The organism is Burkholderia sp. Bp9140 (assembly GCF_003853425.1).
Classification (GTDB): domain Bacteria; phylum Pseudomonadota; class Gammaproteobacteria; order Burkholderiales; family Burkholderiaceae; genus Burkholderia.
Genome location: NZ_QTPQ01000069.1, coordinates 1 through 26297, shown reverse-complemented (window position 1 = coordinate 26297; position 26297 = coordinate 1). Strand labels below are relative to the sequence as shown.

Sequence of the window (26297 nt, the reverse complement as noted above, 5' to 3'; positions counted from 1 at the left end):
CGTCCGCTTGATCCCTTGCTCCACTTGGCACCTCTTCGATTCGTCGAAAAAGTGTCAACCTATTTCAGGACGGGTCACCGCCAACAAAAAAGCGACCCGAAGGTCGCTTTTTTATCGCTCGTGCCGGACGCCGATCAGGCGAAGGCCGTCTGCGTGTCGAACGCGAAGCCGCTCGGCGCCGCTTGCGGATCATCGAACGTGACGATCTCGTACGCGTCTTCATGCGCAAGCAGTTCGCGCAGCAGCGCGTTGTTCAGCCCGTGACCCGACTTGTACGCCGTGTACGACGCGAGCAGCGGATGGCCGACCACGTACAGGTCGCCGATCGCGTCGAGCATCTTGTGCTTCACGAACTCGTCGTCGTAGCGCAGCCCGTCGTTGTTCAGGATCCGGTACTCGTCGAGCACGATCGCGTTGTCCATGCTGCCGCCGCGTGCAAGGCCCAGCTCGCGCATCATTTCGACTTCATGGGCAAAACCGAACGTGCGCGCACGCGCGATCTCGCGCACGTACGACGTGTTCGCGAAGTCGACCTCGAGCTCCTGGCCGGTCTTGTCGACCGCTGGATGACGGAAGTCGATCGTGAACTTCAGCTTGAAGCCGAAATACGGGTCGAGACGCGCGAACTTGTCGCCCTCGCGGATTTCGACCGGCTTCTTCACCTTGATGAAGCGCTTCGGCGCGTTCTGCTCCTCGATGCCCGCGGACTGGATCAGGAACACGAAGGACGCGGCGCTGCCGTCCATGATCGGGATTTCCTCGGCCGTCACGTCGACATAGAGGTTGTCGATGCCGAGGCCGGCGCACGCCGACATCAGGTGCTCGACGGTCGACACGCGCGCGCCATCCTTTTGCAGCACCGACGCGAGCCGCGTGTCGCCGATCGACATCGCGGATGCCGGAATGTCGACGGGCGTGGGCAGGTCGACGCGCGAGAAAACGATCCCCGTGCCCGGCGCGGCCGGGCGGAGCGTCAGTTCGACCTTGCGGCCCGAGTGGAGACCGATGCCCACGGTCTTCACGATCGATTTGATGGTGCGCTGCTTCAGCATGGTGTTCTTCATCTTGATTGAGAATATCAATCAGGAGTTATATTCGATAGATGGGAGTATAGCGTAATTCCCTATTCAACGCTGTTTGAAACTGCGTATCAATCTGTTTCGACTGTTTACCCGCGTCGATACGGGACGGGCCGATGCCCGGAACGGAGGCGTTTCCGGTCATCGGCCCGTGTTACAACTGCCCTGAGGCCGGTGCGCAGCGTTGCCGGCAGGCAACGGTGCACCGCACGATCAGGACGTCAACGTCGCGAGCACACTCGCCGCATCACTCACTTCGAACTTGCCCGGCGCTTCGACGGCCAGCGTCTTGACCACACCGTCGTCGACCACCATCGCGTAGCGCAGGGAACGGATTCCCATGCCACGCGCGGACAAATCCTGCGTCAGCCCCAGCGCATGAGTGAAAGCAGCGCTGCCGTCCGCCATCATGCGCACCTTGCCCGCGGTGTGCAGATCACGTCCCCATGCGCCCATCACGAATGCGTCGTTGACGGACACGCACCAGAGCTCGTCGATGCCCGCCGAGCGCAGTTGCTCGGCGTGCTCGACATAGCCCGGCACATGCTGCGCCGAGCAGGTCGGCGTGAAAGCACCCGGCAATCCGAAGATCACCACCCGCTTTCCCGCAACCTGGTCGCGCACGCTGCAGGCATTCGGCCCCAGCGTGCAGCCTTCGCGCGCGTCGTCGATGAACTCGAACAGTTGCGCGTCGGGCAGCGCGTCGCCCACTTGAATCATGGCTGGTCCCTCATAGCGATACGGTTTTTCAGCGTGTTGCGGACAGCACGTCCCATCCCGCTCCGCTCATGCGAAGAGGGCACGTTTCCCGGCCCGGCGTCGCATTCGACGCGGCCTGTCGTGGTCCGTGGCATCCGTCACGCCGGCGTTACCGCGGCAATCTCAACGATTGCGCCGCGGCTTCGCCTGTGTGTGCGTCGTCAGTCAGCCTGCTTGCGCAGGAAAGCCGGGATGTCGTACGTGTCGACACCCTTCTCCTGCAGCGCCTGCACGTGCGATGCCGCGGTTTCGCGCGAGTTGCGCCACACCGCCGGCGTATCGAGCGCGCCGTAGTCCGCCGTGCTGACGTGTTGCGGCTGCGCATAGCCGTGCGAGACCGCGCTGACCGGCTGGTTGTCGGTACCCGTGCGCAGCAGCGTCATCGGCGCCGATTGCTGCTTCTTCGCCGCACGGCCCAGACCCGTCGCCACGACCGTCACGCGCAGTGCATCGCCCATCGCGTCGTCGTACACCGCACCGAAGATCACCGTCGCATCTTCCGCCGCGTAGCTCTTGATCGTGTTCATCACTTCGCGCGTTTCCGACAGGCGCAGCGAACGACTCGACGTGATGTTGACCAGCACGCCGCGCGCGCCCGACAGATCGACGCCTTCGAGCAGCGGGCTCGCCACGGCCTGTTCCGCCGCGAGGCGTGCGCGATCGACGCCGGCGACCGTCGCCGTGCCCATCATCGCCTTGCCCTGCTCGCCCATCACCGTCTTCACGTCTTCGAAGTCGACGTTCACGAGGCCATCGACATTGATGATTTCGGCGATGCCCGCGACCGCGTTGTTCAACACGTCGTCCGCGCACTGGAAGCACTTGTCCATCTCGGCGTCATCGCCCATCACGTCGAACAGCTTGTCGTTCAGGACGACGATCAGCGAGTCGACGTGATCCTCCAGTTGCTGCGAGCCTGCTTCCGCGACGCGCATGCGCTTGCCGCCTTCGAACTCGAACGGCTTGCTGACGACGCCAACCGTCAGGATGCCCATCTCCTTCGCGATCTGCGCGACCACCGGCGCTGCGCCCGTGCCCGTGCCGCCGCCCATGCCGGCCGTGATGAACACCATGTGCGCGCCGCGCAGTGCATCGGCGATGCGCTCGCGCGCCTCTTCCGCCGCCGCCTTGCCCATTTCCGGCTTCGCACCGGCGCCCAGCCCCGTGTTGCCCAACTGGATCACCGACGATGCGCGCGAACGCGACAGCGCCTGTGCATCCGTGTTCATCACGATGAAGTCGACGCCCTGCACGCCGCGGTTGATCATGTGCTGGACGGCATTGCCGCCAGCGCCGCCAACGCCGACCACCTTGATGATGGTGCCGTTGGTTTCGGTTTCCAGCATTTCGAATTCCATTGTTGCCTCCGTCAAGAAAATAAACCTACTCGGCCGTTATTCGGCAGGAGATCGGGCAACCCCCTGTCGCGCGCCAGCCGCCGGCACCAGCGCGAATTTTGATTCGGTGTGTCAGAAGTTGCTCAGGAACCATTCCTTCATCCGCGAGAAGATCTGCCCCGCGTTGCCGGACTGCACGGCGACCTTGCGGCCGCGCATGCGCTGGGCACTGCCTTCGACGAGCAGGCCCATCGCCGTCGAGTAGCGCGGATTGCGCACCACGTCGGCAAGGCCGCCTGCGTATTCCGGCGCGCCGATGCGCACCGGTTTCAGGAAAATGTCTTCGCCGAGCTCGACCATGCCCGGCATCATCGAAGCGCCGCCGGTAATGACCACGCCGGAGCTCAGCAGTTCTTCGTAACCCGACTCGCGCACGACCTGCTGCACGAGCGAGAACAGTTCCTCGACGCGCGGCTCGATCACCGCCGCGAGCGCCTGGCGCGACAGCGTGCGCGGACCGCGTTCGCCGAGGCCCGGCACTTCGACCATCTCGTCCGGATCGGCGAGCGCCTGCTTCGCGATCCCGTAGCCGACCTTGATGTCTTCCGCGTCCGGGGTCGGCGTGCGCAGCGCCATCGCGATGTCGCTCGTGATCTGGTCGCCGGCGATCGGAATCACCGCGGTATGGCGGATCGCGCCTTCGGCGAAGATCGCGATGTCGGTCGTGCCGCCGCCGACGTCGACCAGTACCACGCCGAGATCCTTCTCGTCTTCGGTCAGCACGGCCAGCGACGACGCGAGCGGCTGCAGGATCAGGTCGTTCACTTCCAGCCCGCAGCGGCGCACGCACTTGACGATGTTCTGCGCGGCACTGACCGCACCCGTCACGATGTGCACCTTCACCTCGAGGCGGATGCCGCTCATCCCGATCGGCTCGCGCACGTCTTCCTGGCCGTCGATGATGAATTCCTGCGTGAGGATGTGCAGCACCTGCTGGTCGGTCGGGATGTTGATCGCCTTCGCGGTCTCGATCACGCGCGCGACGTCGGTCTGCGTGACTTCCTTGTCCTTGATCGCGACCATCCCGCTCGAGTTGAAGCTGCGGATGTGGCTGCCGGCAATCCCCGTGAACACGTTGGTGATCTTGCAGTCGGCCATCAGCTCGGCTTCCTCGAGCGCGCGCTGGATCGACTGCACGGTGGCCTCGATATTGACCACCACGCCCTTCTTCAGACCCTTCGATTCGCTCTGGCCGAGGCCGATCACCTCGTAATGGCCTTCGCCCTTCAGCTCGGCGACGATGGCCACCACCTTCGACGTGCCGATGTCGAGGGAAACCAGCAGATCCTTGTAGTCTTTGCTCATAAAGTGCTCTTGCGTGTGATCTCTCGTTACTTCTTGCGCTTGTCGGTATCGGTCAGGAACCGCATGCCTGCCGCACGAATCGCGAATCCGTTCGGATAACGCAGGTCCGCGTACTCGATGTCGTTGCCCCAACGCTCCGTGACGGCCGGCCACGCGGCGACGAGGCGCTGGCTCCGGTCATGCAGGGTCTCGCTGGTGCGCTCCTTGCCCAGTTCGACCTGCATGCCGTTCGACAGCTTCACCGTCCACGCGTAGCGCGCCGACAGCGTCACTTCTTCCGGCGCCGCCTTCAGCGGCGCAAACCAGTTCGTGAAGTCGCGATATCGCGTGACGACGTCCTTCGCACTGCCCTCCGGGCCGTCGAACGCCGGCAGTTCCTGATCGAGTTCGCCCTGGTTCGCGGTGAACAGCTCGCCATCGACGCTCACGAGCTGCGCGCTGCCCCAGGTCCCGAGCGGTTTGTACTCCTCGAGCGTGACAGCCAGCGCATTCGGCCATACCCGGCGCACGCTCGCGTGACGCACCCACGGCATCTGCTCGAACGCGGCACGCGCCGTGTCGAGATCGACCGTGAAGAAATTGCCCTTCAGCCGGCCGACCACGCCCGCACGCACCGTCGGCGTGTTGATGTGCTCGGTGTCGCCGTCGATCCGGATCTCGCGCAGCGCGAACGTCGGACGCTGGATCAGCCAGTAGCAGCCGGCCGCCGCCAACACGAGCAGCAACAGCGCGTACAGCGCGCTGGCGGCAAGGTTGAGTTGGCGAACGTTGTTCCACATACGTCGTTCCGTTCCTGCGTCAGTCGTTGAGCGTAAGCGACAGCACCTTCACGACCAGCTCCGAATAGCCGATGCCGATCGAGCGCGCGGCCTTCGGCGGCAGCGAGTGGTCGGTCATCCCGGGGGCCGTGTTCACTTCCAGGAAATACGCGTTGCCGGCGGCGTCGAGCATGAAGTCGGCCCGGCCCCAGTCGGTGCAGCCGAGCACGTCGAACGCGCGGCGCGCGATGCGCTTCAGTTCCGCTTCCTGCTCGGCGGGCAGGCCGCACGGAATCAGGTACTGCGTGTCGTCGGCGACGTACTTCGCGTGGTAGTCGTAGAACTCGCCCGCCGGCACGATCTTGATCAGCGGCAGGTCGAGATCGCCGGCGATGCACGCGGTGTATTCGCCGCCGCCTTCGATGCTCTTCTCGACGATCACGATCTTGTCGTGCGTGGCGGCTTCCGACAGTGCGGCGGGCAACGCGTCGGCCGTCTTCACCTTCAGCACCGCGACGCTCGAGCCTTCGCTCGCCGGCTTCACGAACAGCGGCAGGCCGAGCTTCGCGACGATGTCCGCCGCGCGCGCCGCGTAGTCGTCACCGCGCATCACCGTCTCGAACGGCGGCGTCGGCACGCCCGTCTGCTGCCACACGAGCTTCGTGCGGAACTTGTCGAGGCCGAGCGCCGAGCCGAGCACGCCGCTGCCCGTATAGCGAATCCCGTAGAAATCGAGCGCGCCCTGGATCTGGCCGTTCTCGCCATAGCCGCCGTGCAGCGCGTTGAACGCGCGCACGAAGCCTTCATCCTTCAGCGCCGACAGCGGCCGCTCGGCCGGGTCGAACGGATGCGCGTCGATACCCGCGTCGCGCAGGCCCTGCAGCACGAGGCGGCCCGAGGTGAGCGACACCTCGCGCTCGGCGGATTCGCCGCCGAACAACACCGCCACCTTGCCGAAACGTTTCGGATCGATCCCGCTCATGTCATCCCTTCTGTTGCGTGTTCTGCACGACCTTCGCCGGCACGCCGCCGATCGAACCCGCGCCCATCGTGATCACTACGTCGCCGTTCCGCGCGACCTTCGCCAGTGCATCCGGCACGTCGTCGACCGCCGCGACGAATACCGGGTCAACCTTCCCCACCGCGCGCAGCGCACGCGACAGCGCGTCGCCGTTGGCCGTCGCGATCGCCGCTTCGCCGGCGGCATAGACTTCCGTCAGCACCAGCGCGTCGACGGTCGACAGCACGTTGACGAAGTCGTCGAAGCAGTCGCGCGTGCGCGTGTAGCGGTGCGGCTGGAAAGCCAGCACGAGGCGGCGGCCCGGGAACGCGCCGCGCGCGGCCGCGATCGTCGCGGCCATCTCGACCGGGTGGTGGCCGTAGTCGTCGATCAGCGTGTACTGGCCGCCGTCCGCGCTCGGCACCTCGCCGTAGCGCTGGAAGCGCCGGCCGACGCCGTTGAATTCCGCCAGCGCCAGCTGGATCGCGTCGTCCGTCACGCCGAGATCGGTCGCGATCGCGATCGCCGCGAGCGCGTTTTGCACGTTGTGCAGGCCCGGCAGGTTCAGCACCACCGCGAGCGGCGCACGGCCTTCCCGGATCACGGTGAAGTGCATGCGCCCGTCGCGCGCGTCGATGTCCTCCGCGCGCACCTGCGCGTCCGGCGACAGCCCGTAGCGCACGACCGGCTTCGAGATGAACGGGATGATCTGCCGCACGTTCGGATCGTCGACGCACACGACCGCGCTGCCGTAGAACGGCAGGCGCTGCGTGAATTCGATGAACGCCTGCTTGAGCCGCGCGAAATCGTGGCCGTAGGTGTCCATGTGGTCGGCGTCGATGTTCGTGATGACTTCGATCACCGGATACAGATTCAGGAACGACGCGTCCGACTCGTCGGCCTCGGCGACGATGAAGTCGCCCGTGCCGAGCCGCGCGTTCGCGCCGGCGCTGATCAGCCGGCCGCCGATCACGAAGGTCGGATCGAGACCGCCCGCCGCGAGCACGCTCGCGACGAGGCTCGTCGTCGTGGTCTTGCCGTGCGTGCCGGCAATCGCGATCCCCTGCTTCAGGCGCATCAGCTCCGCGAGCATCACCGCGCGCTGCACGATCGGCACGCCCTGGTGACGCGCGGCCAGCACTTCGGGGTTGTCCGAGCGCACGGCCGTCGACACGACGACCGCGTTCGCGCCCTCGATGTTCGCCGCGTCATGGCCGATCGCGATCCGCGCGCCGAGCGCCTCCAGACGATCGGTCACCGCGTTGCGCGACAGGTCCGAGCCACTGACCTCGTATCCGAGGTTGACGAGCACTTCGGCGATGCCGCTCATGCCCGCGCCGCCGATCCCGACGAAATGAATGTGTTTGACGATATGTTTCATTGCAGTTGTTCCAGGTTCGCGCCGGCCACCTTCGCGCAGACGCGCGCGACTTCGTCGGTGGCCTCGGGCTTTGCCAGCGAGCGCGAACGTTCCGCCATGTCCGCGAGCGAGGCCCGCGACTGGCCGCGCAGCCAGTCGGCGAGCAGTTCCGCCGACAGGTCGCGTTGTTGCACCAGCACCGCCGCGCCCGCATCGGCAAGGAACGCGGCGTTGGTCGTCTGGTGATCGTCGACCGCGTACGGGAACGGCACGAACAGCGCCGCCACGCCCACCGCCGCGATCTCCGACACCGTCATCGCGCCGGAGCGGCAGATCACGAGATCCGCCGCCGCGTATGCGCTCGCCATGTCGTCGATGAACGGCATGAGCCGTACGTCGCCGCCGCCGGCGAAACCGGCCGCTTCGTAGTTCGCCTTCAGCGCCTCGATGTGCTTCGCGCCGGCCTGGTGCACGACGCGCGGGCGCTCGCCCGGCGCCAGCAGCGCCAGCGCGCGCGGCACGACTTCGTTCAGGGCGGCGGCGCCCAGGCTGCCGCCGACCACCAGTACGTTCAGCGGACCGCTGCGCGACGCATAGCGTGCTTTGGGCGTTTCCGTGCGCGCAAGTTCCGCGCGAATCGGGTTGCCGGTCCATTCCGCGTGCGGCAATGCGCCGGGGAACGCGACGAGCACGCGCTTCGCGAATTTCGCGAGCACCTTGTTCGCGAGACCGGCGATCGAATTCTGTTCGTGCAGCACGAGCGGACGGCCCGACAGCGCGGTCATCACGCCCGCCGGGAACGTGATGTAGCCGCCCATCCCGAGCACGACGTCCGGCCGCACGCGGCGCAGCGCGCCGAGGCTCTGCCAGCACGCGCGCAGCAGGTTGAACGGCAGCGTCAGCTTGGCCTTCAGGCCCTTGCCGCGCAGTCCGCCGAAGCGCACGTATTCCATCGGAATGCCATGCTTCGGCACGAGCGTCGCTTCCATCCCGGCCGGATTGCCGAGCCATACGACGCGCCAGCCCGCCGCTTCCATCCGGTGCGCGACCGCGAGCCCCGGGAACACGTGGCCCCCGGTGCCGCCTGCCATCACCATCAGCGTGCGTCGCGACGCGGTCATACCTTCCCTCCCCGCATCGACAAGAATGAACGAACGTTTTGGCTACGGCCGCTACGCTTAACTTCGCACGCTTCGCGCACGAAGTTAGCCTTCGCCGAAATCGCGTACTGACGCGGGGAGGTCATACCTTCCCTCCCCGCATCAGTACGCGATTTTCATAGTCGACCCGCAGCAGCACCGCGAGCGCGACGCAATTCAGCAGAATGCCCGAACCGCCGTAGCTCACGAGCGGCAGCGTCAGGCCCTTGGTCGGCAGCAGGCCGAGGTTCACGCCCATGTTGATGAACGTCTGCGCGCCGAACCAGATGCCGATGCCCTTCGCCATCAGGCCCGCGAACGTGCGGTCGAGCGCGAGTGCCTGACGGCCGATCTCGAACGCGCGGCGAACGATCCAGTAGAACAGCAGGATCACGACCAGCACGCCGACGAAGCCGAGTTCCTCGCCGATCACCGCGAGGATGAAGTCGGTATGCGCTTCGGGCAGGTAGTTCAGCTTCTCGACACTGCCGCCGAGGCCGACGCCGAACCACTCGCCGCGGCCGAACGCGATCAGCGAGTGCGTGAGCTGGTACGCCTTGCCCTGCGCGTAGCGTTCGTCCCACGGATCGAGATACGCGAAGATCCGCTCGCGACGCCACGGCGACAGCCACACGAGCATCGTGAAGGTGCCGACCGCCGTCGCGACCAGGCCGCCGAACAGCTTGCCGTTCACGCCGCCGAGGAACAGCACGCCCATCGCGATCGCGGCGACCACCATGAACGCGCCCATGTCCGGCTCGAGCAGCAGCAGCGCACCGACGAGACCGACCGCGAACGCCATCGGCAGGAAGCCTTTTGCGAAGCTCTGCATGTACTCCTGCTTGCGCACCGTGTAGTTCGCCGCGTAGATCGTCACCGCGAGCTTCATGATTTCCGACGGCTGCATGTTCGTGATGCCGAGCGGAATCCAGCGGCGCGCGCCGTTCACGCCCTTGCCGACGTGCGGGATCAGCACGATCACGAGACCGACCAGCGCGATCAGGAAGAGATGCGGCGCGTATTTGTCCCAGGTCGACACGGGCACGCGGAACGCGATCACGGCCGCGACGAACGCGACGAAGAGCGACACGCAGTGACGCATCAGGAACGCGTAATCGTGATACGACGCGTATTTCGGCGAATCAGGCATCGCGATCGACGCCGAATACACCATCACGACACCGAGCCCGAGCAGCGCGATCGCGACCCACAGCAGCGAGTAGTCGAAGTCGAGCATTCGCGAGCGGCTCGGCCGCACGCCGTTGACGACGCTCGCCAGGCCGCCGGTCGCGGCGCGCGTGGCCGACGCGACACGGCCGCCCGCGGCATTGCCGCCGGTGTCGCGCCGGTCGTTGAAACGGGAGACGAGGCGATCGGACCAGCTCATGGCGTCGCTCCTTTGCCGATGGCGATTTCATCCACCGCCGCGCGGAACACATCCGCGCGATGGGCGTAGTTCCGGAACATGTCGAGGCTCGCGCAGGCAGGCGACAGCAGCACCGCATCGCCCGGCTCGGCGAGATCGGCGGCCGCATGCACCGCATCTTCGAGCGTCGCGTGACCGGCGAGCGGCACGCCGGTTTCGGCGAGCGTGTCGCGAATCGCCGGCGCGTCGCGGCCGATCAGCATCACCGCGCGGCACCAGCGGGCGACCGGCGCGACGAGCGGCGCGAAATCCTGACCCTTGCCGTCGCCGCCGGCGATCAGCACGATCTTCTGCGCGAGCCCGTCGAGCGCGGCAACCGTCGCGCCGACGTTCGTTCCCTTGCTGTCGTCGACGTAGTCCACGTCGTCGATCGTCGCGATCACTTCGACACGATGCGCTTCACCGCGGTATTCGCGCAGCGCGTGCAGCAGCGGCGCGGCCGGCAGGTCGATCGCACGCGCGAGCGCGAACGCGGCCAGCGCGTTCGCCGCGTTGTGCAGCCCGCGGATACGCAGCGCGTCGGCCGGCATCAGGCGCTTCTGCGCGATGTCGGGCGTATGCGCACCGTCGCGCTTGCGCCGGCGGCTCGTCGTCTCGTCCGGCGCGTCGCGGTCGACCGCCTCGACCAGCCAGGCGATGCCGTTGTCGCGCGACAGGCCGTAGTCACCGTCCTGCGTCGGCTCGTTCAGGCCGAACGTGATCGTGCGCGCCGCATCCGCGGCGCCTGCCGCCGGCGCGAACTTCATGACGGCCGCATCGTCCCGGTTGAGCACGCGTGTCGTCGTCGCGCCGAAGATCCGGCCCTTCGCCGCCGCATACGCGTCGAAGCTGCCGTGCCAGTCGAGGTGATCCTGCGTGATGTTGAGAATCGCCGCCGCATCGGGCGCGAACGTGCGCGCCGTCTCGAGCTGGAAGCTCGACAGTTCGAGCACCCAGACGTCGGGCAGCGCCGTATCGTCGATCGCGCCCGCGAGCCGGTCGAGCATTGCCGGGCTGATGTTGCCGGCAACGGCGACCTTCTTGCCCGAACGCTGGCACAGCAGGCCCGTGAGGCTCGTCGTCGTGGTCTTGCCGTTGGTGCCGGTGATCGCGAGCACCTTCGGCTGGTAGCCGCTCGCGCCGAGCGCGCGCAGCGCCTGCGCGAAGAATTCCAGTTCGCCCCACACCGCGATCGCGCGCTCGTTCGCGGCCGCGATCAGTGCCGCGAGTGCCGGTTCGAGCGGCGACAGGCCGGGGCTCAGCCCGACGATCTCGACGCCGCCGTCAAGCAGCGCGGGCGTGAACGGCCCGCCGACGAACTCCGCGTCGATGCCTTCGGCCTGCAGCGCGGCAAGGTTCGGCGGCGCCTCGCGGGTATCGGCAATACGCAGCCGGCACCCGTGCCTCGCGCACCACCGCGCGATCGCGAGGCCCGATTCCCCGAGCCCCAGTACGAGCACCATCGGCCGCTGCCGATCTCCAAACATCTCGCCAGACATCCTTGTTACCTTTCCTTTACCGCAACTTGAGGGTGGACAGACCGAACAGGCACAGCATCAGCGTGATGATCCAGAAACGCACCACCACCTGCGTTTCCTTCCAGCCGGACAATTCGAAATGGTGATGCAGCGGCGCCATCTTCAGCAGGCGCCGCCCTTCGCCGTAACGCTTCTTCGTGTACTTGAACCACGACACCTGCAGCATCACCGACAGCGTTTCCGCGACGAAGATGCCGCCCATGATGAACAGCACGATCTCCTGGCGCACGATCACCGCGACCGTGCCGAGCGCGCCGCCGAGCGCCAGCGCGCCGACGTCGCCCATGAACACCTGGGCGGGGTGCGTGTTGTACCAGAGGAACGCCAGCCCTGCCCCGCCCATCGCGGAACAGAAGATCAGCAGTTCACCGGCACCCGGGATGTGCGGGAACAGCAGGTATTTCGAATAGACCGAACTGCCCATCACGTACGCGAACACGCCGAGCGAGCCGCCGACCAGCACGACCGGCATGATCACGAGGCCGTCGAGGCCGTCGGTCAGGTTGACCGCGTTGCTCGCGCCGACGATCACGAAGTAGGTCAGCACGATGAAGCCCCACACGCCCAGCGGATAGCTGATCGACTTGAGGAACGGCAGCATGAGGTCGGCACGCGCGGGCAGCCCCATCGACAGGCCGCTGCGCACCCACGCCATGAACAGGTCGAACACGCGCACGTTGTTCGCCTCGGACACGCTGAACGCGAGATAGACGGCGGCGAACAGGCCGATCACCGACTGCCAGAAATACTTTTCGCGCGACGACATCCCGCGCGGGTCCTTGTAGACGACCTTGCGGTAGTCATCGACCCAGCCGATCACGCCGAAGCCGAACGTGACGAGCATCACGATCCAGATGAAACGGTTCGTCAGGTCGCCCCACAGCAGCGTCGCGACCGCGATGCCGATCAGAATCAGCACGCCGCCCATCGTCGGCGTGCCGGATTTGACGAGGTGGCTCTGCGGACCGTCCTTGCGCACGGCCTGCCCGACCTTCATTTGCGTCAGCTTGCGGATCACCCACGGTCCGCACACGAGCCCGATCCCGAGCGCGGTGATGGTGGCCATCACCGCACGGAACGTGAGGTACGTGAACAAGCGCAAAAAGCTTGCGTCTCCTTGCAGCCATTGCGCCAGCGCCAGCAGCATGCTTCCTTCCTTCTACTCAGTGGGCAGCGGGCACCGTGCCCGCCGCGGATTGGTTCGTCAGCGCGTCGACCACGCGCTCCATCTTCATGTACCGCGAGCCCTTCACGAGCACCGTCGCCTGCGCGCCGTAGCCTGCCGCGAGCAGCGCAGCCACCAGCGCGCCGACGTCGCCGAAATGGCGGGCCGTGTCGCCGTACGCCGTGCACGCATCACGCGACGCATCGCCGAGCGCGAACAGCGCATCGATGCCGCGCTCGCGCGCATACGCGCCGATCTCGCGGTGGAATGCCGGGCCTTCGTCGCCGACCTCGCCCATGTCGCCGATCACCAGCACGCGCGGTGCCGGTTGCGCGGCCAGCACGTCGATCGCCGCGCGCATCGAGTCGGGGTTCGCGTTGTAGGTGTCGTCGACGACCGTCGCGCCCGCGAGGCTGCCGACGTCCGCCTGCCGGACCTGCAGACGCCCCTTGACCGGCTCGAACGACTCGAGGCCCCGCTTGATCGCGGCCAGCTCGATGCCGGCCGCGAGCGCCGCCGCCGTTGCCGCCAATGCGTTGCGTGCGTTGTGTTCGCCGAGCGCGCGCAGCCGCACCGTCACCGCGCCGGACGGCGTGTCGATCGCGAGCTCGCCGCCGAGCAGGCGGCCCGTGACCTGCGCTTCGATCTGCCGTTCGGCGTCGTGCAGCGCGAAATCGAGAATCCGGTTGCCGGTCGCCGCGACGCGCCAGATGCCGGCGTACGCATCGTCGGCCGGAAACACCGCGACGCCGTCAGGCGTCAGCGCGTGGATCACGGCCGCGTGTTCGAGCGCAACGGCTTCCACCGTCGCCATGAACTCCTGGTGCTCGCGCTGCGCGTTGTTGACCAGCGCGACGGTCGGCGCCGCGAGACGCGCGAGGATTTCGGTCTCGCCCGGGTGATTCATTCCGAGCTCGATCACCGCGACGCGATGCGCCCCTGACAGGCGCAGCAGCGTCAGCGGCACGCCGATGTCGTTGTTCAGGTTGCCGGCCGTCGCCAGCCGCGCGTCGGCGCCGACTGCCGCGGCAAGGATCGACGCGATCATTTCCTTGACGGTCGTCTTGCCGTTGCTGCCCGTCACCGCGACGAGCGGCACCGCGAAGCGCTTGCGCCAGCCGTGCGCGAGCGCGCCGAGCGCGGCACGCGTTTCGCCGCCCTCGACAACCGGCATCGCGAGGCCCGCCGGCACGTGCGCGACAAGCGCCGCGGCTGCGCCGCGCGCGGCCACGTCGCCGAGGAAGTCGTGTGCGTCGAAGCGGTCGCCCTTCAGCGCGACGAACAGGTCGCCCGGGCCGACCGTGCGGCTGTCCGTCGACACGCGCTCGAACGTCGTGCCCGGATCGCCGTGGACAGTGGCGCCGGGAATCAGGCGGGCGGCTTCGCCGAGACTGAGCATCGTCATTCGCCGCCTCCCTTGCCGTGCGTCGCGCGTGCCGCGAGCGCGAGCCGTGCGTGATCCTGATCGGAGAACGTGCGCTTCTTGCCCATGATTTCCTGCGTTGCCTCGTGCCCCTTGCCGGCCAGCACGACGACATCCTCGCGGGCGGCGCCGCGCACGGCCTGCAGGATCGCGCTTGCGCGATCCTCGATGCGGCGTGCGCGATCGGGCGCGGTCATGCCCGCGATGACTTGATCGATGATGCGCTGCGGATCTTCACTGCGCGGGTTGTCGCTCGTGACGACGACTTCGTCGGCAAGCCGCTCGGCGATCGCACCCATCAGCGGGCGCTTCGTCGCATCGCGATCGCCGCCGCAACCGAACATGCAGACGAGCCGGCCGCCGCGCTGCGCCGCGATCGGCCGCAGCGCGTCGAGCGTCTTTTCGAGCGCATCGGGCGTGTGCGCGTAGTCGATCACGACCAGCGGTTCGTCGTTTTGCAGCCGGCCGCCAAGGCGCTGCATGCGGCCGTTGACGGACTCGAGCCGCGCGATCTCCGCGACCGCCGCGTCGAACGGCACGTCGGCCGCGAGCAGCGAGCCGAGCACCGCGAGCAGGTTGCTGACGTTGAATGCGCCGAGCGTGCCGACCTCGACGTCCGCGTCGCCCCACGACGAGCGCAGGCGGAATGCCGTGCCCGCAGCGGTGGCGCGCACGTCGAGCGCGACCAGCTCGCGATCGGCGTCGGGCGACTGCGCATCGCCGATTCCGTATGCGATCGTACGCACGCGGCCTGCCAGCTTCTCGAGCAGGCGGCGGCCGGTCGCGTCGTCGCGATTGACGACTGCCGCGCGCAGGCCGCGCCATGCGAACAGCTTCGTCTTCGCGGCTTCGTACGCGTCGAACGTGCCGTGATAGTCGAGGTGATCCTGCGTGAGGTTCGTGAACACGGCGATGTCGAATGCCGTGCCGTTCACGCGGCCCTGATGCAGCGCGTGCGACGACACTTCCATCGCGACGGCCTTCGCGCCCGCATCGCGCAGCTGCGCGAGGCTGCGCTGCAGCTGCGGTGCGTCCGGCGTCGTGAAGCCGGTCGGCACCAGCTGCCCGGGCATGCCGCTGCCGAGCGTGCCGATCAGTGCGCACGGCTGATGCAGTGCCGTCAGCGCGGCGGCGATCCATTGCGTGCACGACGTCTTGCCGTTCGTGCCGGTCACGCCGATTGCGAGCAGGCTGTCGCTCGGGTCGCCGTACCAGCCGCTCGCGATCTCGCCGGCCAACTGGTCGAGCGCCGGCACCGCGAGTGCGACGGGCACGGCCGGCGCGGCCGCGAGGCCGTCCGGCTGATACAGCACGGCGGCCGCGCCGCGGGCGACGGCATCGGAAATGAAGGTGCGATTGTCTGCCCCGTCGACCGCATAGCCGAGGAACACGTCGCCGGCCCGCAGGCTGCGCGTGTCGGCATGCAGTTGCGCCGCGGGGGCCACATGCTGGCGCAGCCACGCAAGCGCGGCTGCGATCTGCTGATGCGCCGGATGGGAACTGCGAGCGGCGCTCATCGAACAACTCCTGGTGAATTACGTGTCGTGCTGGATACGATCATATGCTTCGCCCCGCTGCCCGCGGCGAGCTTTTGCGGACCCGGCTTGGCGGGCGCGCCCGGCGCGTCGTCGGACACGACCAGCTGCTTGATCGGCATGTTCGGCGGCACGTTCAGCGCGCGCATCGTATCGCCGGCGATCGCCGAGAATACGGGGCCGGACACCTGGCCGCCGAAGTGGCTGCCGGCGGTCGGTTCGTCGACCGACACTGCAACGACGATGCGCGGATTCGGCATCGGCGCCATCCCGACGAACGACGCGCGGTACTTGCGCGTGTAGCCGTGGCCTTCATGCTTGTACGCGGTACCGCTCTTGCCGCCGACGCGATAGCCCGGCACGGCGGCGTCCGGCGACGTGCCGCCCGGCGCGACGACCGTCTCGAGCATCGCGCGTACTTCGCGGGCGGTGGTCGGGTTGAACACCTGCGTGCCGGCGATCGGCTGATTGGGGTCGGTCTTGAAAATGGTCACGGGCATCAGCTCGCCGTCGTGCGCGATCGCCGTGTACGCGCGTGCGAGCTGGAACAGCGACACCGACAGGCCATAGCCGTACGACATCGTGGCCTGCTCGATGCGGCGCCAGCTCTTCCACGGACGCAGGCGGCCGGCTACCGCGCCCGGGAACCCGACCTTCGGCGCCTGGCCGAGGCCGATGCTCGTATACATATTCCACATTTCCTCGGGCCGCATCGTCATCGCGATCTTCGTCGCGCCGATGTTGCTCGACTTCTGGATCACGCCGCCGACCGTCAGCGTGCCGAAGCCCGCGTCGTCGGTGATCGGCGCGCCGTCGAGCACGAAATGCCCGTTGCCCGTCTCGACGAGCGTGTTCGGCGTCACGCGGTGCAGGTCGAGCGCGAGCGATACCGTGAACGGCTTCATGATCGAGCCCGGCTCGAACACGTCGGTCATGATCCGGTTGCGCAACTGCTCGCCCGTCATCCGCGAGCGGTCGTTCGGGTTGTACGTCGGGTAGTTGACGAGCGCGAGCACTTCGCCGGTACGCACGTCGACGACCATCGCCGCGCCAGCCTTCGCCTTGAACTTCTCGACGGCGGCCTTCAGGTTCGCATAGGCGATGTACTGGATCTTGCTGTCGATCGACAGGCCGACGTCCGTCCCGTTGTGCGGGGGAACCTGTTCGGCGACGTCCTCGACGATGTGCCCCAGCCGGTCCTTGATCACGCGGCGCACGCCGGACGTGCCGGACAGCAGCTTCTGGTCGCCGAGCTCGACGCCTTCCTGACCTTCGTCCTCGACGTTCGTGAAGCCGATAAGGTGCGCGGTGATCTCGCCTTCCGGATAAAAGCGCTTGTACTCATTGCGCTGATAGATACCGGGGATATCGAGCGCGGCGACCTTGTCCGCGACGTCGATCGGCACCTGGCGCTTCACGTAGACGAAACCCTTGTCTTCCGACAGCTTCACGCGCAGTTCCTTCGGCGTCATGCCGAGGAGCTTGCCGAGCTGGTTGATCTTGTCCGCGCCGAGATCGTCCGGCACGGCGTCCGGAATCGCCCAGATCGCGCGCACGGGCAGACTCGTCGCGAGCACGAGCCCGTTACGGTCGAGGATCTTGCCGCGCGTGGCGGGCAGCTCGAGCGTGCGCTGATAGCGGCTTTCGCCCTGCTTCTGATAGAACGCGTTGCCCGGCCCCTGGATCCAGAACGCCCGCGCGGCGAGCGCGACGAACGCCATGAACAGCATGAACACGACGAGTTTCGAGCGCCACATCGGCAGGTGCACGCCGAGCACCGGGCTCGACGAGAATTTCACGTCCTGGCGCTTTTGCGACGGCTTCATCGCGCGCCTCCGTGGCCCTTGGCGGCCGCGTCGGCCGAAGCGGGAATGGGCGCGTCGATCGCCTTCACGGCGCCTGGAGGCAGCGTCAGGTATTGGGTGCGGCCCGTCGTGATCGGCTGCATCTTCAGCGAGTCGTTCGCGAGCTGCTCGATACGCGACGTTTTCGACAGCGCGCTCTGCTGATACTGAAGCTGCGCATAGTCCTGCTGGAGCTGACGCTCCTGCGACTGCGCGCGCTGCAGCTGAATGAAGATCTGGCGCTGCTGGTTCGTCGAGTTGACGACCGACAGCGCGCAGCCCATCACGATGATCAGCAGGAAGATATTGAAGCGGCTCATGGCGTGACGCGCTCCGCGATGCGCATCACGGCCGACCGGGCGCGCGGATTCGCGACGACTTCCGCTTCGCTCGGGAACTGACGGCGGATTATCTTGAGCGGCGGGCTCGGGAGGTCGACGGCACGGATCGGCAGGCGACGATCGACCGCAGGCGCACTGGCGTGCGCCTGCATGAATCGCTTGACGATCCGGTCCTCGAGTGAATGAAAGCTGATGACCACCAGCCGCCCCCCTTGCTCCAGCAACGACAATGCCGCGTCTAGTACGACTTGCAGGTCCGCAAGCTCTTGATTGACGTGAATCCGTATAGCCTGAAAGGTGCGGGTTGCCGGATCCTTGCCCTTCTCACGGGTTTTGACGACGTGACCCACGATTTGGGCAAGCTCGCCCGTGGTGTCGAGAGGCCCAAGACGGTCGGACTCTGCCCGGCGAGCAACAAGCGCCTTTGCAATCTGAAAAGCAAACCGTTCTTCCCCATAATCCCGTATCACCTCCGTCAATTCCTGCACCGAAGCCCGCGCGAGCCACTCGGCCGCCGACTCGCCGCGCGTCGGATCCATTCGCATGTCCAGCGGGCCATCCGCGCGAAAGCTGAAGCCGCGCGCCGGATCGTCCACCTGCGGCGAGGACACGCCCAGGTCCAGCAACACACCCGACACCTTCTCGACGCCGCGCGCCGCAAGCGCGTCGCGCATCGATGCAAAGCTGTCATGCACGATCGAGAAGCGCGCATCCTCGATGCGCTGCGCCGTCTCGATCGCCCTCGGATCCTTGTCGAACGCAATCAGCCGGCCTGCCGGCGCCAGCCGCGCGAGTACCGCGCGGCTATGCCCGCCCCGACCGAACGTGCCGTCGACATAAATGCCGTCCGGCCGCGTCACGAGCGACTCGACGGCTTCGTCCAACAACACGGTCCGATGCTGCAATTCGTTTCCCATCGCGGGCGTCTCCGTCACCGCAATCAGAACGTAAAGTTCTTCAGCGCGTCGGGCATGCCCTGCGCCATCGCTGCCTGCTCCTTCGCGATGTAGGTCTGCGAATCCCACAGCTCGAAGTGACTACCCATTCCCAACAACATGACTTCCTTTTCCAGTCCTGCCGCCATCCGCAGCTCGGGCGATACGAGAATCCGGCCCGCGCTGTCGAGATCGACATCCATCGCATTGCCGAGAAAAATCCGCCGCCACCAATGGGCGTCCATCGGCAGCGCGGCAATCTTGGCGCGAAATACTTCCCATTCGGGGCGCGGAAACAGCAACAGGCAGCCGTCCGGGTGCTTGGTCACAGTCACCCGTCCTTCTGCCTGTCCTTGCAGCGCTTCGCGATAGCGAGCCGGCACCGACATCCGCCCTTTCGCATCGAGCGTCAGCGCCGACGCCCCTTGGAACACTTTCCGCTCTCCCGTTCAGGGCACCGAAGCACCCGCTCAATGCTCAAGAATTTAGCCGGAATAGCCCGCTAAATCACACAAAAATACACTTTCTCACACTGTCTCCCACTTTAGAGGAAGGGTTTGGCACGGTCAAGGGAGCGGCCCGGTTTTTTGACGAATTTTGTTAGTTAGAACAAGGACTTACGCGCACATGCTCATGCGCCCCCTCATTCCAAAAATCGTTATAAATGAATGAGCTAGTGCAACTTGTGAAGGTGATACATGAGAAAGGCGGGCCAGACTGGCGTGCGGACGGGGCTTTCGGGGGCGGGAAAACGCGGAAAAAACGGGCGGTATCGGGCACGGCGAACCGGGGCGGCGTCGTGCGGCGCCCCGGTCCGAATGTCAGAGATAGTATGCAGTGCTCGTCATGACTTTCGACGCGGCGCGCATCAGCATTCGCACCGGCAGCGGCAGTTCGATCCCGCCGGCGTCGGTCGCGGCCTTGCCGTGCTTCACCTCGTCGAGCCGCATCTGCTCGACGATCGCGCGCGACGCCGTGTCGGTCGCCGGCAGTTCGGACAGATGCCCGTCGAGGTGGCTCTCGACCTGACGCTCCGTCTCCGCCATGAAGCCGAGGCTGACCTTGTCGCCCAGCGTACCGGCCGCGACGCCGATCGCGAGCGCGCCAGCGTACCACAGCGGGTTGAGCAGGCTCGGGCGCGAATCGAGTTCCTTCAGCCGATGCGCGGTCCACGCGAGATGATCCTCCTCCTCGCGCGCCGCTTCCTCGAACATCGCCTTCGACGACGACGAGCGAGCGGTCAGCTTCTGCGCCTGATAAAGCGCCTGCGCGCAGACCTCGCCGACGTGGTTCACGCGCATCAGTCCCGCGGCGTGCGTGCGCTCCGCGGGCGTCAGTTCGCCGGTTGGCGGCTCCGCCGGCACGGGCACCGGGCGGCTCATCCGGCTAATGCCGGTCAGCGATCGCAAGCCGCGATCGAATTCGCTGATCAGTTCATCCAACACCATCCTGTTCTCCTGGCTGCGTGTGCCGCCGCGAGCGGCAAAGGCACGAGTTCCGCTGCGTAACCGACTTGATTATTCAGCGGAAATTGCGGTTAACCCGTGATTTTAACCATTGTTGCATAAAGGAAACATGGCGACCTTGAGCCACGGCATTTCGCTTTGTCGGAAAAAACGGCTTTGCTACATTACGTCCGACTTCTTGCGAAGTTGATGGGGCCCGTCAACACACCATAACTATCCGCCCCGCCAAAAAAATTCAGTGATTCTTGGAGATCCGTTAATGAAAAAGTCGCTTCTCGCGCTCGTCGCGCTGGGCGCGTTTGCTGGCGCAGCCCATGCGCAAAGCAGCGTGACGCTTTACGGCATCATCGACGAAGGCTTCATCTTCAACAACAACGCCAAGGGCGGCCATCTGTACGGTCTGGCAAGCGGCGTGATGCAAGGCAGCCGCTTCGGTCTGCGCGGCACCGAAGACCTGGGCGGCGGCCTGAAGGCGATCTTCGTGCTCGAGAACGGTTTTGACGTCAACTCCGGCAAGCTCGGCCAGGGCGGCCTGATGTTCGGCCGCCAGGCTTACGTCGGCCTGTCGAGCCAGTACGGTACGGTCACGCTGGGCCGTCAGTACGACTCCGTCGTCGACTTCGTCGGCCCGCTCGAGGCAGGCGACCAGTGGGGCGGCTACATTGCCGCTCACCCGGGTGACCTCGACAACTTCAACAACGCGTACCGTGTGAACAATGCGGTCAAGTATACGAGCCCGACCTACGGCGGCTTCTCGTTCGGCGGCATGTACAGCTTCGGCGGCCAGGCCGGCCAGTTCTCGAAGAACCAGGTCTGGTCGCTCGGCGCCGGTTACAACAACGGCCCGCTGGTATTGGGTGTCGGCTACTTGAACGCACGCACGCCGGCGAACTTCGGCGGCATGTTCAACACCGGCGCGTCGGCTGCCGCGACGGCCGTGTCGTCGCCGGTCTACGGCGCGTATGCGAACAGCGCGAACACGTACCAGGTCATCGGCGCGGGCGGTGCGTACACGTTCGGCGCGGCAACGATCGGGGCGACGTACTCGAACACGAAGTTCAAGGGCTTCTCGGTTGGTCCGTTCGTGAACCAGACCGCGACGTTCAACAACGGCGAAATCAACTTCAAGTATCAGCTGACCCCGGCGCTGATCGTCGGCGCCGCGTACGACTACACGCAAGGCAGCAAGATCGACGGCAACTCGGCAGCCAAGTACCACCAGGGCTCGCTGGGCGTCGATTACTTCCTGTCGAAGCGCACGGACGTCTACGTGATCGGCGTGTATCAGCATGCATCGGGCAACGCGCTCGACTCGGCTGGCAACGTCGTTCAGGCACATGCTTCGATCAACGGTCTCGACCCGTCGACCACCAGCAACCAGGTTGCGGCGCGCGTCGGCATCCGTCACAAGTTCTAATCAGCTTGTCTGACAAGCCGCAGCATATTGAAGGCGCCCTCGGGCGCCTTTTTCTTGTGCGGCTGCGATGCGGTGAGCGGTGAGCGGTGAGCGGTGAGCGGTGAGCGGTGAGCGGTGAGCGGTGAGCGGTGAGCGGTGAGCGGTGAGCAGGACGATCGCCGCGCGTCCCGTTCACTGCAACGAACCGTTCGGGTGCTCCATCGACGCGCACGCCGCCTGCCGCCCGCGGCATGTATCGAGGTGACGCGCCATTCGAATCGACGCGGCCGCGAACGGCCCGGGCGAGTCGTTCCGCCAGCCACTACGCGCCCGGTCGAACGCGCATCATTCCGACGATAGCCGAATGGTGCGCCTCAGCCCCGATGCCGGCACCACAAACCCAAAAGCCCGGCACCGGCCGGGCTCGTTCGTTCGACTTTGGTGTTACGCGCGTCCGTCGCGCAATTCGCGCCGCAGGATCTTGCCGACGTTCGTCTTCGGCAGTTCCGTGCGGAACTCGACGAGTTTCGGCCGCTTGTAGCCGGTGAGCCGCTCCTTGCAGTACGCGAGGATATCCTTGTCGGTGAGCGCCGGATCCTTCTTCACGACGAACAGCTTCACGGCTTCGCCCGAGTGCTCGTCCGGCACGCCGACGGCCGCCACCTCGAACACGCCCGGGTGTGACGCCACCACGTCCTCGACCTCGTTCGGATACACGTTGAAGCCGGACACCAGGATCATGTCCTTCTTCCGGTCGACGATCTTCACATAACCGCGCGCGTCCATCACGCCGACGTCGCCGGTCTTGAAGAAACCGTCCGGGCACATGACCTTCGCGGTTTCGTCCGGACGGTTCCAGTAGCCGGCCATGACCTGCGGCCCGCGGATGCAGATCTCGCCCGGCTCGCCGAGCGCGACGTCGTTGCCGGCGTCGTCGCGGATGGCAACCTCGGTCGACGGCAGCGGCACGCCGATCGTCCCGCTGTATTCGGTCGCCGTCACAGGATTGCAGGTGGCAACCGGCGACGTTTCGGACAAGCCATACCCCTCGACGATCGCCGTGTGGGTCTTCTCATACCAGCGCTTCGCGACGCCTTCCTGGATCGCCATGCCGCCGCCGTTGGCGATCGCGAGCTTCGAAAGATCCAGCTGGTTGAATTCGGGATGGTTCAGCAGCGCGTTGTACAGCGTGTTGACGGCCGGGATCGTCGAGATCTGGTAACCCTTCAGTTCCTTGATCATCCCGCCGATGTCGCGCGGATTCGGGATCAGAACGCCCATGCCGCCCGTGCGCATCGTCAGGAAACCGCAGACCGTCAGCGCGAACACGTGATAGAGCGGCAGCGCGACAACCGTCACGAACTGCTTCACCTCGGGGTATTTTTCGTGTGCGGGATGGTGCCACGCGCCGGCTTGCAGCACGTTCGACACGATGTTCCGGTGCAGCAGCGTCGCGCCCTTCGCAACACCCGTCGTACCGCCCGTGTACTGGAGGAACGCGACGTCGTCGGGGCCGAGCTTCTGCGGCTTGAAGGTCTGCCGCGCGCCGTCCGACAGCGCGGCCTTGAAGCGCGTGAACGACGGAAGCTGCCAGGCCGGCACCATCTTCTTCACGTTGCGCACGACGTAATTGACGAGCCAGCCCTTGATGCCCAGCAGGTCACCCATCGACGCGACCACGACATGCTTGACCACGGTATTGGCGATGACGGCCTGCAGCGTCGACGCGAAGTTCTCGAGGATGACGATCGCTTCCGCCCCGCTGTCCTTCAGCTGATGCTCGAGTTCGCGCGGCGTATACAGCGGGTTGACGTTGACGACGGTGTAGCCCGCGCGGAGCACCGCGACGATCGCCACCGGGTACTGCAGCACGTTCGGCATCATGAGTGCGACGCGCGCGCCGCGTTTCAGACCGCGTGACTGCAGCCACGCGCCGAACTGGCGCGACAGCGCATCGAGCTCGCCATACGTGATGCTCTTGCCCATGCAGACGAACGCCTTGCGGTCGCGATACTGCTTGAAGCTTTCGTCGAGTAGATCCGGGACGGAAGGATACGGGGACGCGTCAATTTCGGCTGGAACGCCGGGTGGGTACGATTTCAGCCAAATTTTGTCCATACTGCGCGTCTCCTCACATATTTTCGAATGGTCGTGCTAAAACGCATCGTAGCGGCTCGCCCGCCCCGAGACAACAGGGTTAGATGCCCACTTCGAACTTTCGAATGAATTCGTCCGATCATATCTCGAAGTTCGGTCAAATCCGTTCAACTTCCACGAGACAATCGTAAAACGTCGCCGAGTTGCCGAGATCGGTCAGCGCCTGGCTCGTCACTTCGTTCGCGTTCCGTCCGTCCGCCGACAGTTTCTTCCACCAGATCGACAGCCCGACGACGAGGCCCGCCCGCGCGCGATCAGTCACTCTCGCGACCGCCTGCATCGATCCGCGGTCGTTGAAGATGCGGACGACGTCGCCCTCCCCGATGCCGCGCGCATCGGCGTCGGCCGGGTGCATGTCGAGGTGCGGCTGGCCTTCCGTGCTGCGCAGGCTGTCCACGTTGACGAACGTGCTGTTCAGGAAGTGCCGGGCGGGCGGCGAAATCATCGCGAGTGGATAGCGGGCGGCGAGCTCGGGCGCAGCCTCCGCCGATTCGAACGGCGGCAGGTAATCGGGCACCGGGTCCATGCCCATCTGCTCGAGTCGCGCGCTGTAGAACTCGCATTTGCCGGATGGCGTTCGGAAGCCGCCATTTGCGAAAGGCGCGTCCGCCACCTTGAGCTTCAGCCAGCCGGCACGCTTCAGCGTATCCCAGTCGCTGTCGAGCGCGGGGTCGTCCCAACGGAGCGCGGCCTGCGCGACCTCTTCGTCGCTGTGATAAAGCGCGGGCTCGTCGAGCCCCATGCTGCGCGCGATGCCACGAAAGATTTCGGTGTTCGGCCTCGCATCGCCGACCGGCGGAATCGCCGGCAGATTCGCCATCACGTAGGTATGGCCGTACGACTTGTGGACGTCGAGATGCTCGAGCTGGGTCGTGGCCGGCAACACGATGTCGGCGAAATCGACGGTATCCGTCTTGAAGTGCTCGAGAACGACCGTGAACAGGTCTTCGCGTGCGAACCCCGCGGCTACTTTCGACGAATCGGGGGCGACCGCGACCGGATTCGAGTTGTAGACGATCACCGCTTCGACTTTCGGCCCGAAGGTCGCGTCGCCGGGATGCAGCAACGCATCGCCGATTGCGTTCATATTGATGATGCGCGGCAGCTTGTGCGGCCAGCCGGGCATCAGATCGGGCCGCAGCAGCGCCGCCTGATTGACCGGTGCGGATTCCGACGACGACAGCAGCAGCCCGCCGGCCCGATCGCGCCACGCGCCCGTCAGCGCAGGCAGGCTCGCAATCGCACGCACGGCATTGCCGCCGCCGCGCACGCGCTGCATACCGTAATTGAGGCGGATCGATGCCTTGCGGGTCGCGCCGTAACGACGTGCGAGTTCGATCAGTTCCGACGCGTCGATGCCGCAGATCTGTGCGACACGCTCCGGCGGATAGGACAGGGCTCGCGTCTTGAGTGCATCGAAGCCGAGCGTATGAGTCGCGATGTAGTCGTGATCGAGCAGATCTTCGGTCATCAGCACATGCATCATCCCGAGTGCGAACGCACCATCAGTGCCCGGTTTCAATGCGATGTGCTGATGGCATTTCTCCGCCGTCAGTGAACGGTAGGGATCGATTGCGACCAGGCGGGCACCGCGACGCTTGGCTTCCTGCGCGCGGGTCCAGAAATGCAGGCTCGATGCGATCGGATTGGCGCCCCAGATCAGGATCAGCTCGCTTTCCTCGAAATGCTCGAGATGCATGCCGACGTTTCCGCCGTATGTATAGCGCAGCCCTGCCGCACCGGCCGCGGCGCAAATTGCGCGCTCGAGTCGTGACGCGCCGAGTTTGTGGAAGAACCGCTGCGCAATGCCTTCGCCCTGCACGAGCCCCATCGTTCCCGCATAGCTGTATGGCACGATCGCCTCCGGCGCGCGTGCGGCGATTTCACCGAGGCGACCACCGATCTCGTCGAACGCTTCGCTCCAGCTGATCGGCACAAAATGCCCTTCCCCCTTCGCGCCGACGCGCTTGAGCGGAACGGTAAGACGGTCGGGATGATGAACGCGGTCGGCATATCGGCTGACTTTCGTACACAATACGCCTTGCGTGGGCGGATGGTCGGGATCGCCCGCCACCTTGATCGCCCGACCGTTTTCGACGGTCACGCGCATTGCGCACGTGTCCGGACAATCGTGCGGGCAGACGGCCCGAGCTATCTGAGTGGCGGCGCTCATCGTTCTGGATGCAGCAGGGATGGAGATTCGCAAATTTTACGTGGATGGGCCGGCCCCGGCGAAAACCGGACACGAGGTAACGCTTAAACTTTGAGGTAGTCTTCCGCCTATGTTTAAGCCTA

Annotated in this window: 21 protein-coding genes; 1 reads left to right on the top strand and 20 read right to left on the bottom strand. The window is 65.9% G+C overall.

Annotated features, from left to right (window positions below; translation table 11 throughout):
- Positions 1 to 134: 134 nt before the first annotated feature.
- From lpxC to coq7, 18 genes are all read right to left on the bottom strand, one after another.
- Entirely contained in the window at positions 135 to 1052 is a 918-nt protein-coding gene (lpxC, locus tag DIE21_RS35585) for a UDP-3-O-acyl-N-acetylglucosamine deacetylase (RefSeq protein ID WP_124502021.1), read from the bottom strand.
- A 240-nt stretch (positions 1053 to 1292) separates the two neighbouring features.
- Positions 1293 to 1799 carry a peroxiredoxin gene (locus DIE21_RS35580; protein ID WP_059535173.1) on the bottom strand — a complete coding sequence of 169 codons (507 nt, stop codon included), beginning with the start codon at positions 1797 to 1799 and terminating at the stop codon, positions 1293 to 1295.
- 200 nt (positions 1800 to 1999) lie between these two features.
- Positions 2000 to 3196 carry a cell division protein FtsZ gene (gene ftsZ, locus DIE21_RS35575; RefSeq protein ID WP_057926854.1) on the bottom strand — a complete coding sequence of 399 codons (1197 nt, stop codon included), beginning with the start codon at positions 3194 to 3196 and terminating at the stop codon, positions 2000 to 2002.
- Between the two features lie 111 nt (positions 3197 to 3307).
- Complete coding sequence (gene ftsA, locus DIE21_RS35565) at positions 3308 to 4540, bottom strand: cell division protein FtsA (protein ID WP_044844232.1); 1233 nt, start codon at positions 4538 to 4540, stop codon at positions 3308 to 3310.
- A gap of 26 nt (positions 4541 to 4566) precedes the next feature.
- Positions 4567 to 5319 carry a cell division protein FtsQ/DivIB gene (locus tag DIE21_RS35560; RefSeq protein ID WP_124502020.1) on the bottom strand — a complete coding sequence of 251 codons (753 nt, stop codon included), beginning with the start codon at positions 5317 to 5319 and terminating at the stop codon, positions 4567 to 4569.
- A 19-nt stretch (positions 5320 to 5338) separates the two neighbouring features.
- Positions 5339 to 6280, bottom strand: a complete 942-nt coding sequence (locus DIE21_RS35555; protein WP_124502019.1) for a D-alanine--D-alanine ligase — start codon at positions 6278 to 6280, stop codon at positions 5339 to 5341.
- 1 nt (position 6281) lies between these two features.
- The gene (gene murC, locus DIE21_RS35550) at positions 6282 to 7679 is read right to left on the bottom strand and encodes a UDP-N-acetylmuramate--L-alanine ligase (RefSeq protein ID WP_124502018.1); all 1398 of its coding nucleotides are present in this window, start codon (positions 7677 to 7679) and stop codon (positions 6282 to 6284) included.
- Complete coding sequence (gene murG / locus DIE21_RS35545) at positions 7676 to 8779, bottom strand: undecaprenyldiphospho-muramoylpentapeptide beta-N-acetylglucosaminyltransferase (protein ID WP_124502017.1); 1104 nt, start codon at positions 8777 to 8779, stop codon at positions 7676 to 7678. Before murG ends, murC begins: the two co-directional genes overlap by 4 nt.
- Positions 8780 to 8900: 121 nt before the next feature.
- Positions 8901 to 10184 (bottom strand): putative lipid II flippase FtsW, encoded by a 1284-nt coding sequence (ftsW, locus tag DIE21_RS35540; RefSeq protein ID WP_124502016.1) that lies wholly within the window; start codon positions 10182 to 10184, stop codon positions 8901 to 8903.
- Complete coding sequence (gene murD, locus DIE21_RS35535; RefSeq protein WP_124502015.1) at positions 10181 to 11689, bottom strand: UDP-N-acetylmuramoyl-L-alanine--D-glutamate ligase; 1509 nt, start codon at positions 11687 to 11689, stop codon at positions 10181 to 10183. Before murD ends, ftsW begins: the two co-directional genes overlap by 4 nt.
- Positions 11690 to 11717: 28 nt before the next feature.
- A complete protein-coding gene (mraY, locus tag DIE21_RS35530) occupies positions 11718 to 12887 on the bottom strand; it encodes a phospho-N-acetylmuramoyl-pentapeptide-transferase (RefSeq protein WP_006752439.1) in 1170 nt (389 codons plus the stop codon).
- A gap of 16 nt (positions 12888 to 12903) precedes the next feature.
- Positions 12904 to 14310 (bottom strand): UDP-N-acetylmuramoyl-tripeptide--D-alanyl-D-alanine ligase, encoded by a 1407-nt coding sequence (gene murF, locus DIE21_RS35525; RefSeq protein ID WP_124502014.1) that lies wholly within the window; start codon positions 14308 to 14310, stop codon positions 12904 to 12906.
- Positions 14307 to 15845, bottom strand: a complete 1539-nt coding sequence (locus DIE21_RS35520) for a UDP-N-acetylmuramoyl-L-alanyl-D-glutamate--2,6-diaminopimelate ligase (protein WP_124502013.1) — start codon at positions 15843 to 15845, stop codon at positions 14307 to 14309. The genes murF and DIE21_RS35520 overlap by 4 nt, the downstream gene beginning before the upstream one ends.
- Positions 15842 to 17689, bottom strand: coding sequence for a penicillin-binding protein 2 (locus tag DIE21_RS35515; protein WP_105834670.1), 1848 nt, complete (start codon positions 17687 to 17689; stop codon positions 15842 to 15844). Before DIE21_RS35515 ends, DIE21_RS35520 begins: the two co-directional genes overlap by 4 nt.
- Positions 17686 to 18027 carry a cell division protein FtsL gene (gene ftsL / locus DIE21_RS35510; protein WP_011655887.1) on the bottom strand — a complete coding sequence of 114 codons (342 nt, stop codon included), beginning with the start codon at positions 18025 to 18027 and terminating at the stop codon, positions 17686 to 17688. Before ftsL ends, DIE21_RS35515 begins: the two co-directional genes overlap by 4 nt.
- Positions 18024 to 18965, bottom strand: a complete 942-nt coding sequence (gene rsmH, locus DIE21_RS35505) for a 16S rRNA (cytosine(1402)-N(4))-methyltransferase RsmH (protein WP_124502012.1) — start codon at positions 18963 to 18965, stop codon at positions 18024 to 18026. Before rsmH ends, ftsL begins: the two co-directional genes overlap by 4 nt.
- Before the next feature lie 23 nt (positions 18966 to 18988).
- Positions 18989 to 19417, bottom strand: coding sequence for a division/cell wall cluster transcriptional repressor MraZ (gene mraZ, locus DIE21_RS35500; RefSeq protein ID WP_006400450.1), 429 nt, complete (start codon positions 19415 to 19417; stop codon positions 18989 to 18991).
- Positions 19418 to 19804: 387 nt separating this feature from the next.
- Complete coding sequence (gene coq7 / locus DIE21_RS35495) at positions 19805 to 20431, bottom strand: 2-polyprenyl-3-methyl-6-methoxy-1,4-benzoquinone monooxygenase (protein WP_124502011.1); 627 nt, start codon at positions 20429 to 20431, stop codon at positions 19805 to 19807.
- A 277-nt stretch (positions 20432 to 20708) separates the two neighbouring features.
- Between coq7 and DIE21_RS35490 the strand changes: the two genes are divergently transcribed.
- Positions 20709 to 21866, top strand: coding sequence for a porin (locus DIE21_RS35490; protein ID WP_124502010.1), 1158 nt, complete (start codon positions 20709 to 20711; stop codon positions 21864 to 21866).
- Between the two features lie 423 nt (positions 21867 to 22289).
- Here DIE21_RS35490 and DIE21_RS35480 read toward each other — a convergent pair whose 3' ends face one another.
- Entirely contained in the window at positions 22290 to 23963 is a 1674-nt protein-coding gene (locus tag DIE21_RS35480) for a long-chain fatty acid--CoA ligase (RefSeq protein WP_124502008.1), read from the bottom strand.
- Between the two features lie 136 nt (positions 23964 to 24099).
- The gene (locus DIE21_RS35475) at positions 24100 to 26175 is read right to left on the bottom strand and encodes a molybdopterin-dependent oxidoreductase (RefSeq protein ID WP_124502007.1); all 2076 of its coding nucleotides are present in this window, start codon (positions 26173 to 26175) and stop codon (positions 24100 to 24102) included.
- Positions 26176 to 26297 lie beyond the last annotated feature (122 nt).

What these genes read in the sequence shown, in the direction of transcription:
- lpxC (WP_124502021.1), bottom strand. Translation starts at nt 1,052, where the DNA reads ATGCTGAAGCAGCGCACCATCAAATCGATCGTGAAGACCGTGGGCATC.
- DIE21_RS35580 (WP_059535173.1), bottom strand. Translation starts at nt 1,799, where the DNA reads ATGATTCAAGTGGGCGACGCGCTGCCCGACGCGCAACTGTTCGAGTTC.
- ftsZ (WP_057926854.1), bottom strand. Translation starts at nt 3,196, where the DNA reads ATGGAATTCGAAATGCTGGAAACCGAAACCAACGGCACCATCATCAAG.
- ftsA (WP_044844232.1), bottom strand. Translation starts at nt 4,540, where the DNA reads ATGAGCAAAGACTACAAGGATCTGCTGGTTTCCCTCGACATCGGCACG.
- DIE21_RS35560 (WP_124502020.1), bottom strand. Translation starts at nt 5,319, where the DNA reads ATGTGGAACAACGTTCGCCAACTCAACCTTGCCGCCAGCGCGCTGTAC.
- DIE21_RS35555 (WP_124502019.1), bottom strand. Translation starts at nt 6,280, where the DNA reads ATGAGCGGGATCGATCCGAAACGTTTCGGCAAGGTGGCGGTGTTGTTC.
- murC (WP_124502018.1), bottom strand. Translation starts at nt 7,679, where the DNA reads ATGAAACATATCGTCAAACACATTCATTTCGTCGGGATCGGCGGCGCG.
- murG (WP_124502017.1), bottom strand. Translation starts at nt 8,779, where the DNA reads ATGACCGCGTCGCGACGCACGCTGATGGTGATGGCAGGCGGCACCGGG.
- ftsW (WP_124502016.1), bottom strand. Translation starts at nt 10,184, where the DNA reads ATGAGCTGGTCCGATCGCCTCGTCTCCCGTTTCAACGACCGGCGCGAC.
- murD (WP_124502015.1), bottom strand. Translation starts at nt 11,689, where the DNA reads ATGTTTGGAGATCGGCAGCGGCCGATGGTGCTCGTACTGGGGCTCGGG.
- mraY (WP_006752439.1), bottom strand. Translation starts at nt 12,887, where the DNA reads ATGCTGCTGGCGCTGGCGCAATGGCTGCAAGGAGACGCAAGCTTTTTG.
- murF (WP_124502014.1), bottom strand. Translation starts at nt 14,310, where the DNA reads ATGACGATGCTCAGTCTCGGCGAAGCCGCCCGCCTGATTCCCGGCGCC.
- DIE21_RS35520 (WP_124502013.1), bottom strand. Translation starts at nt 15,845, where the DNA reads ATGAGCGCCGCTCGCAGTTCCCATCCGGCGCATCAGCAGATCGCAGCC.
- DIE21_RS35515 (WP_105834670.1), bottom strand. Translation starts at nt 17,689, where the DNA reads ATGAAGCCGTCGCAAAAGCGCCAGGACGTGAAATTCTCGTCGAGCCCG.
- ftsL (WP_011655887.1), bottom strand. Translation starts at nt 18,027, where the DNA reads ATGAGCCGCTTCAATATCTTCCTGCTGATCATCGTGATGGGCTGCGCG.
- rsmH (WP_124502012.1), bottom strand. Translation starts at nt 18,965, where the DNA reads ATGGGAAACGAATTGCAGCATCGGACCGTGTTGTTGGACGAAGCCGTC.
- coq7 (WP_124502011.1), bottom strand. Translation starts at nt 20,431, where the DNA reads ATGGTGTTGGATGAACTGATCAGCGAATTCGATCGCGGCTTGCGATCG.
- DIE21_RS35490 (WP_124502010.1), top strand. Translation starts at nt 20,709, where the DNA reads ATGAAAAAGTCGCTTCTCGCGCTCGTCGCGCTGGGCGCGTTTGCTGGC.
- DIE21_RS35480 (WP_124502008.1), bottom strand. Translation starts at nt 23,963, where the DNA reads ATGGACAAAATTTGGCTGAAATCGTACCCACCCGGCGTTCCAGCCGAA.
- DIE21_RS35475 (WP_124502007.1), bottom strand. Translation starts at nt 26,175, where the DNA reads ATGAGCGCCGCCACTCAGATAGCTCGGGCCGTCTGCCCGCACGATTGT.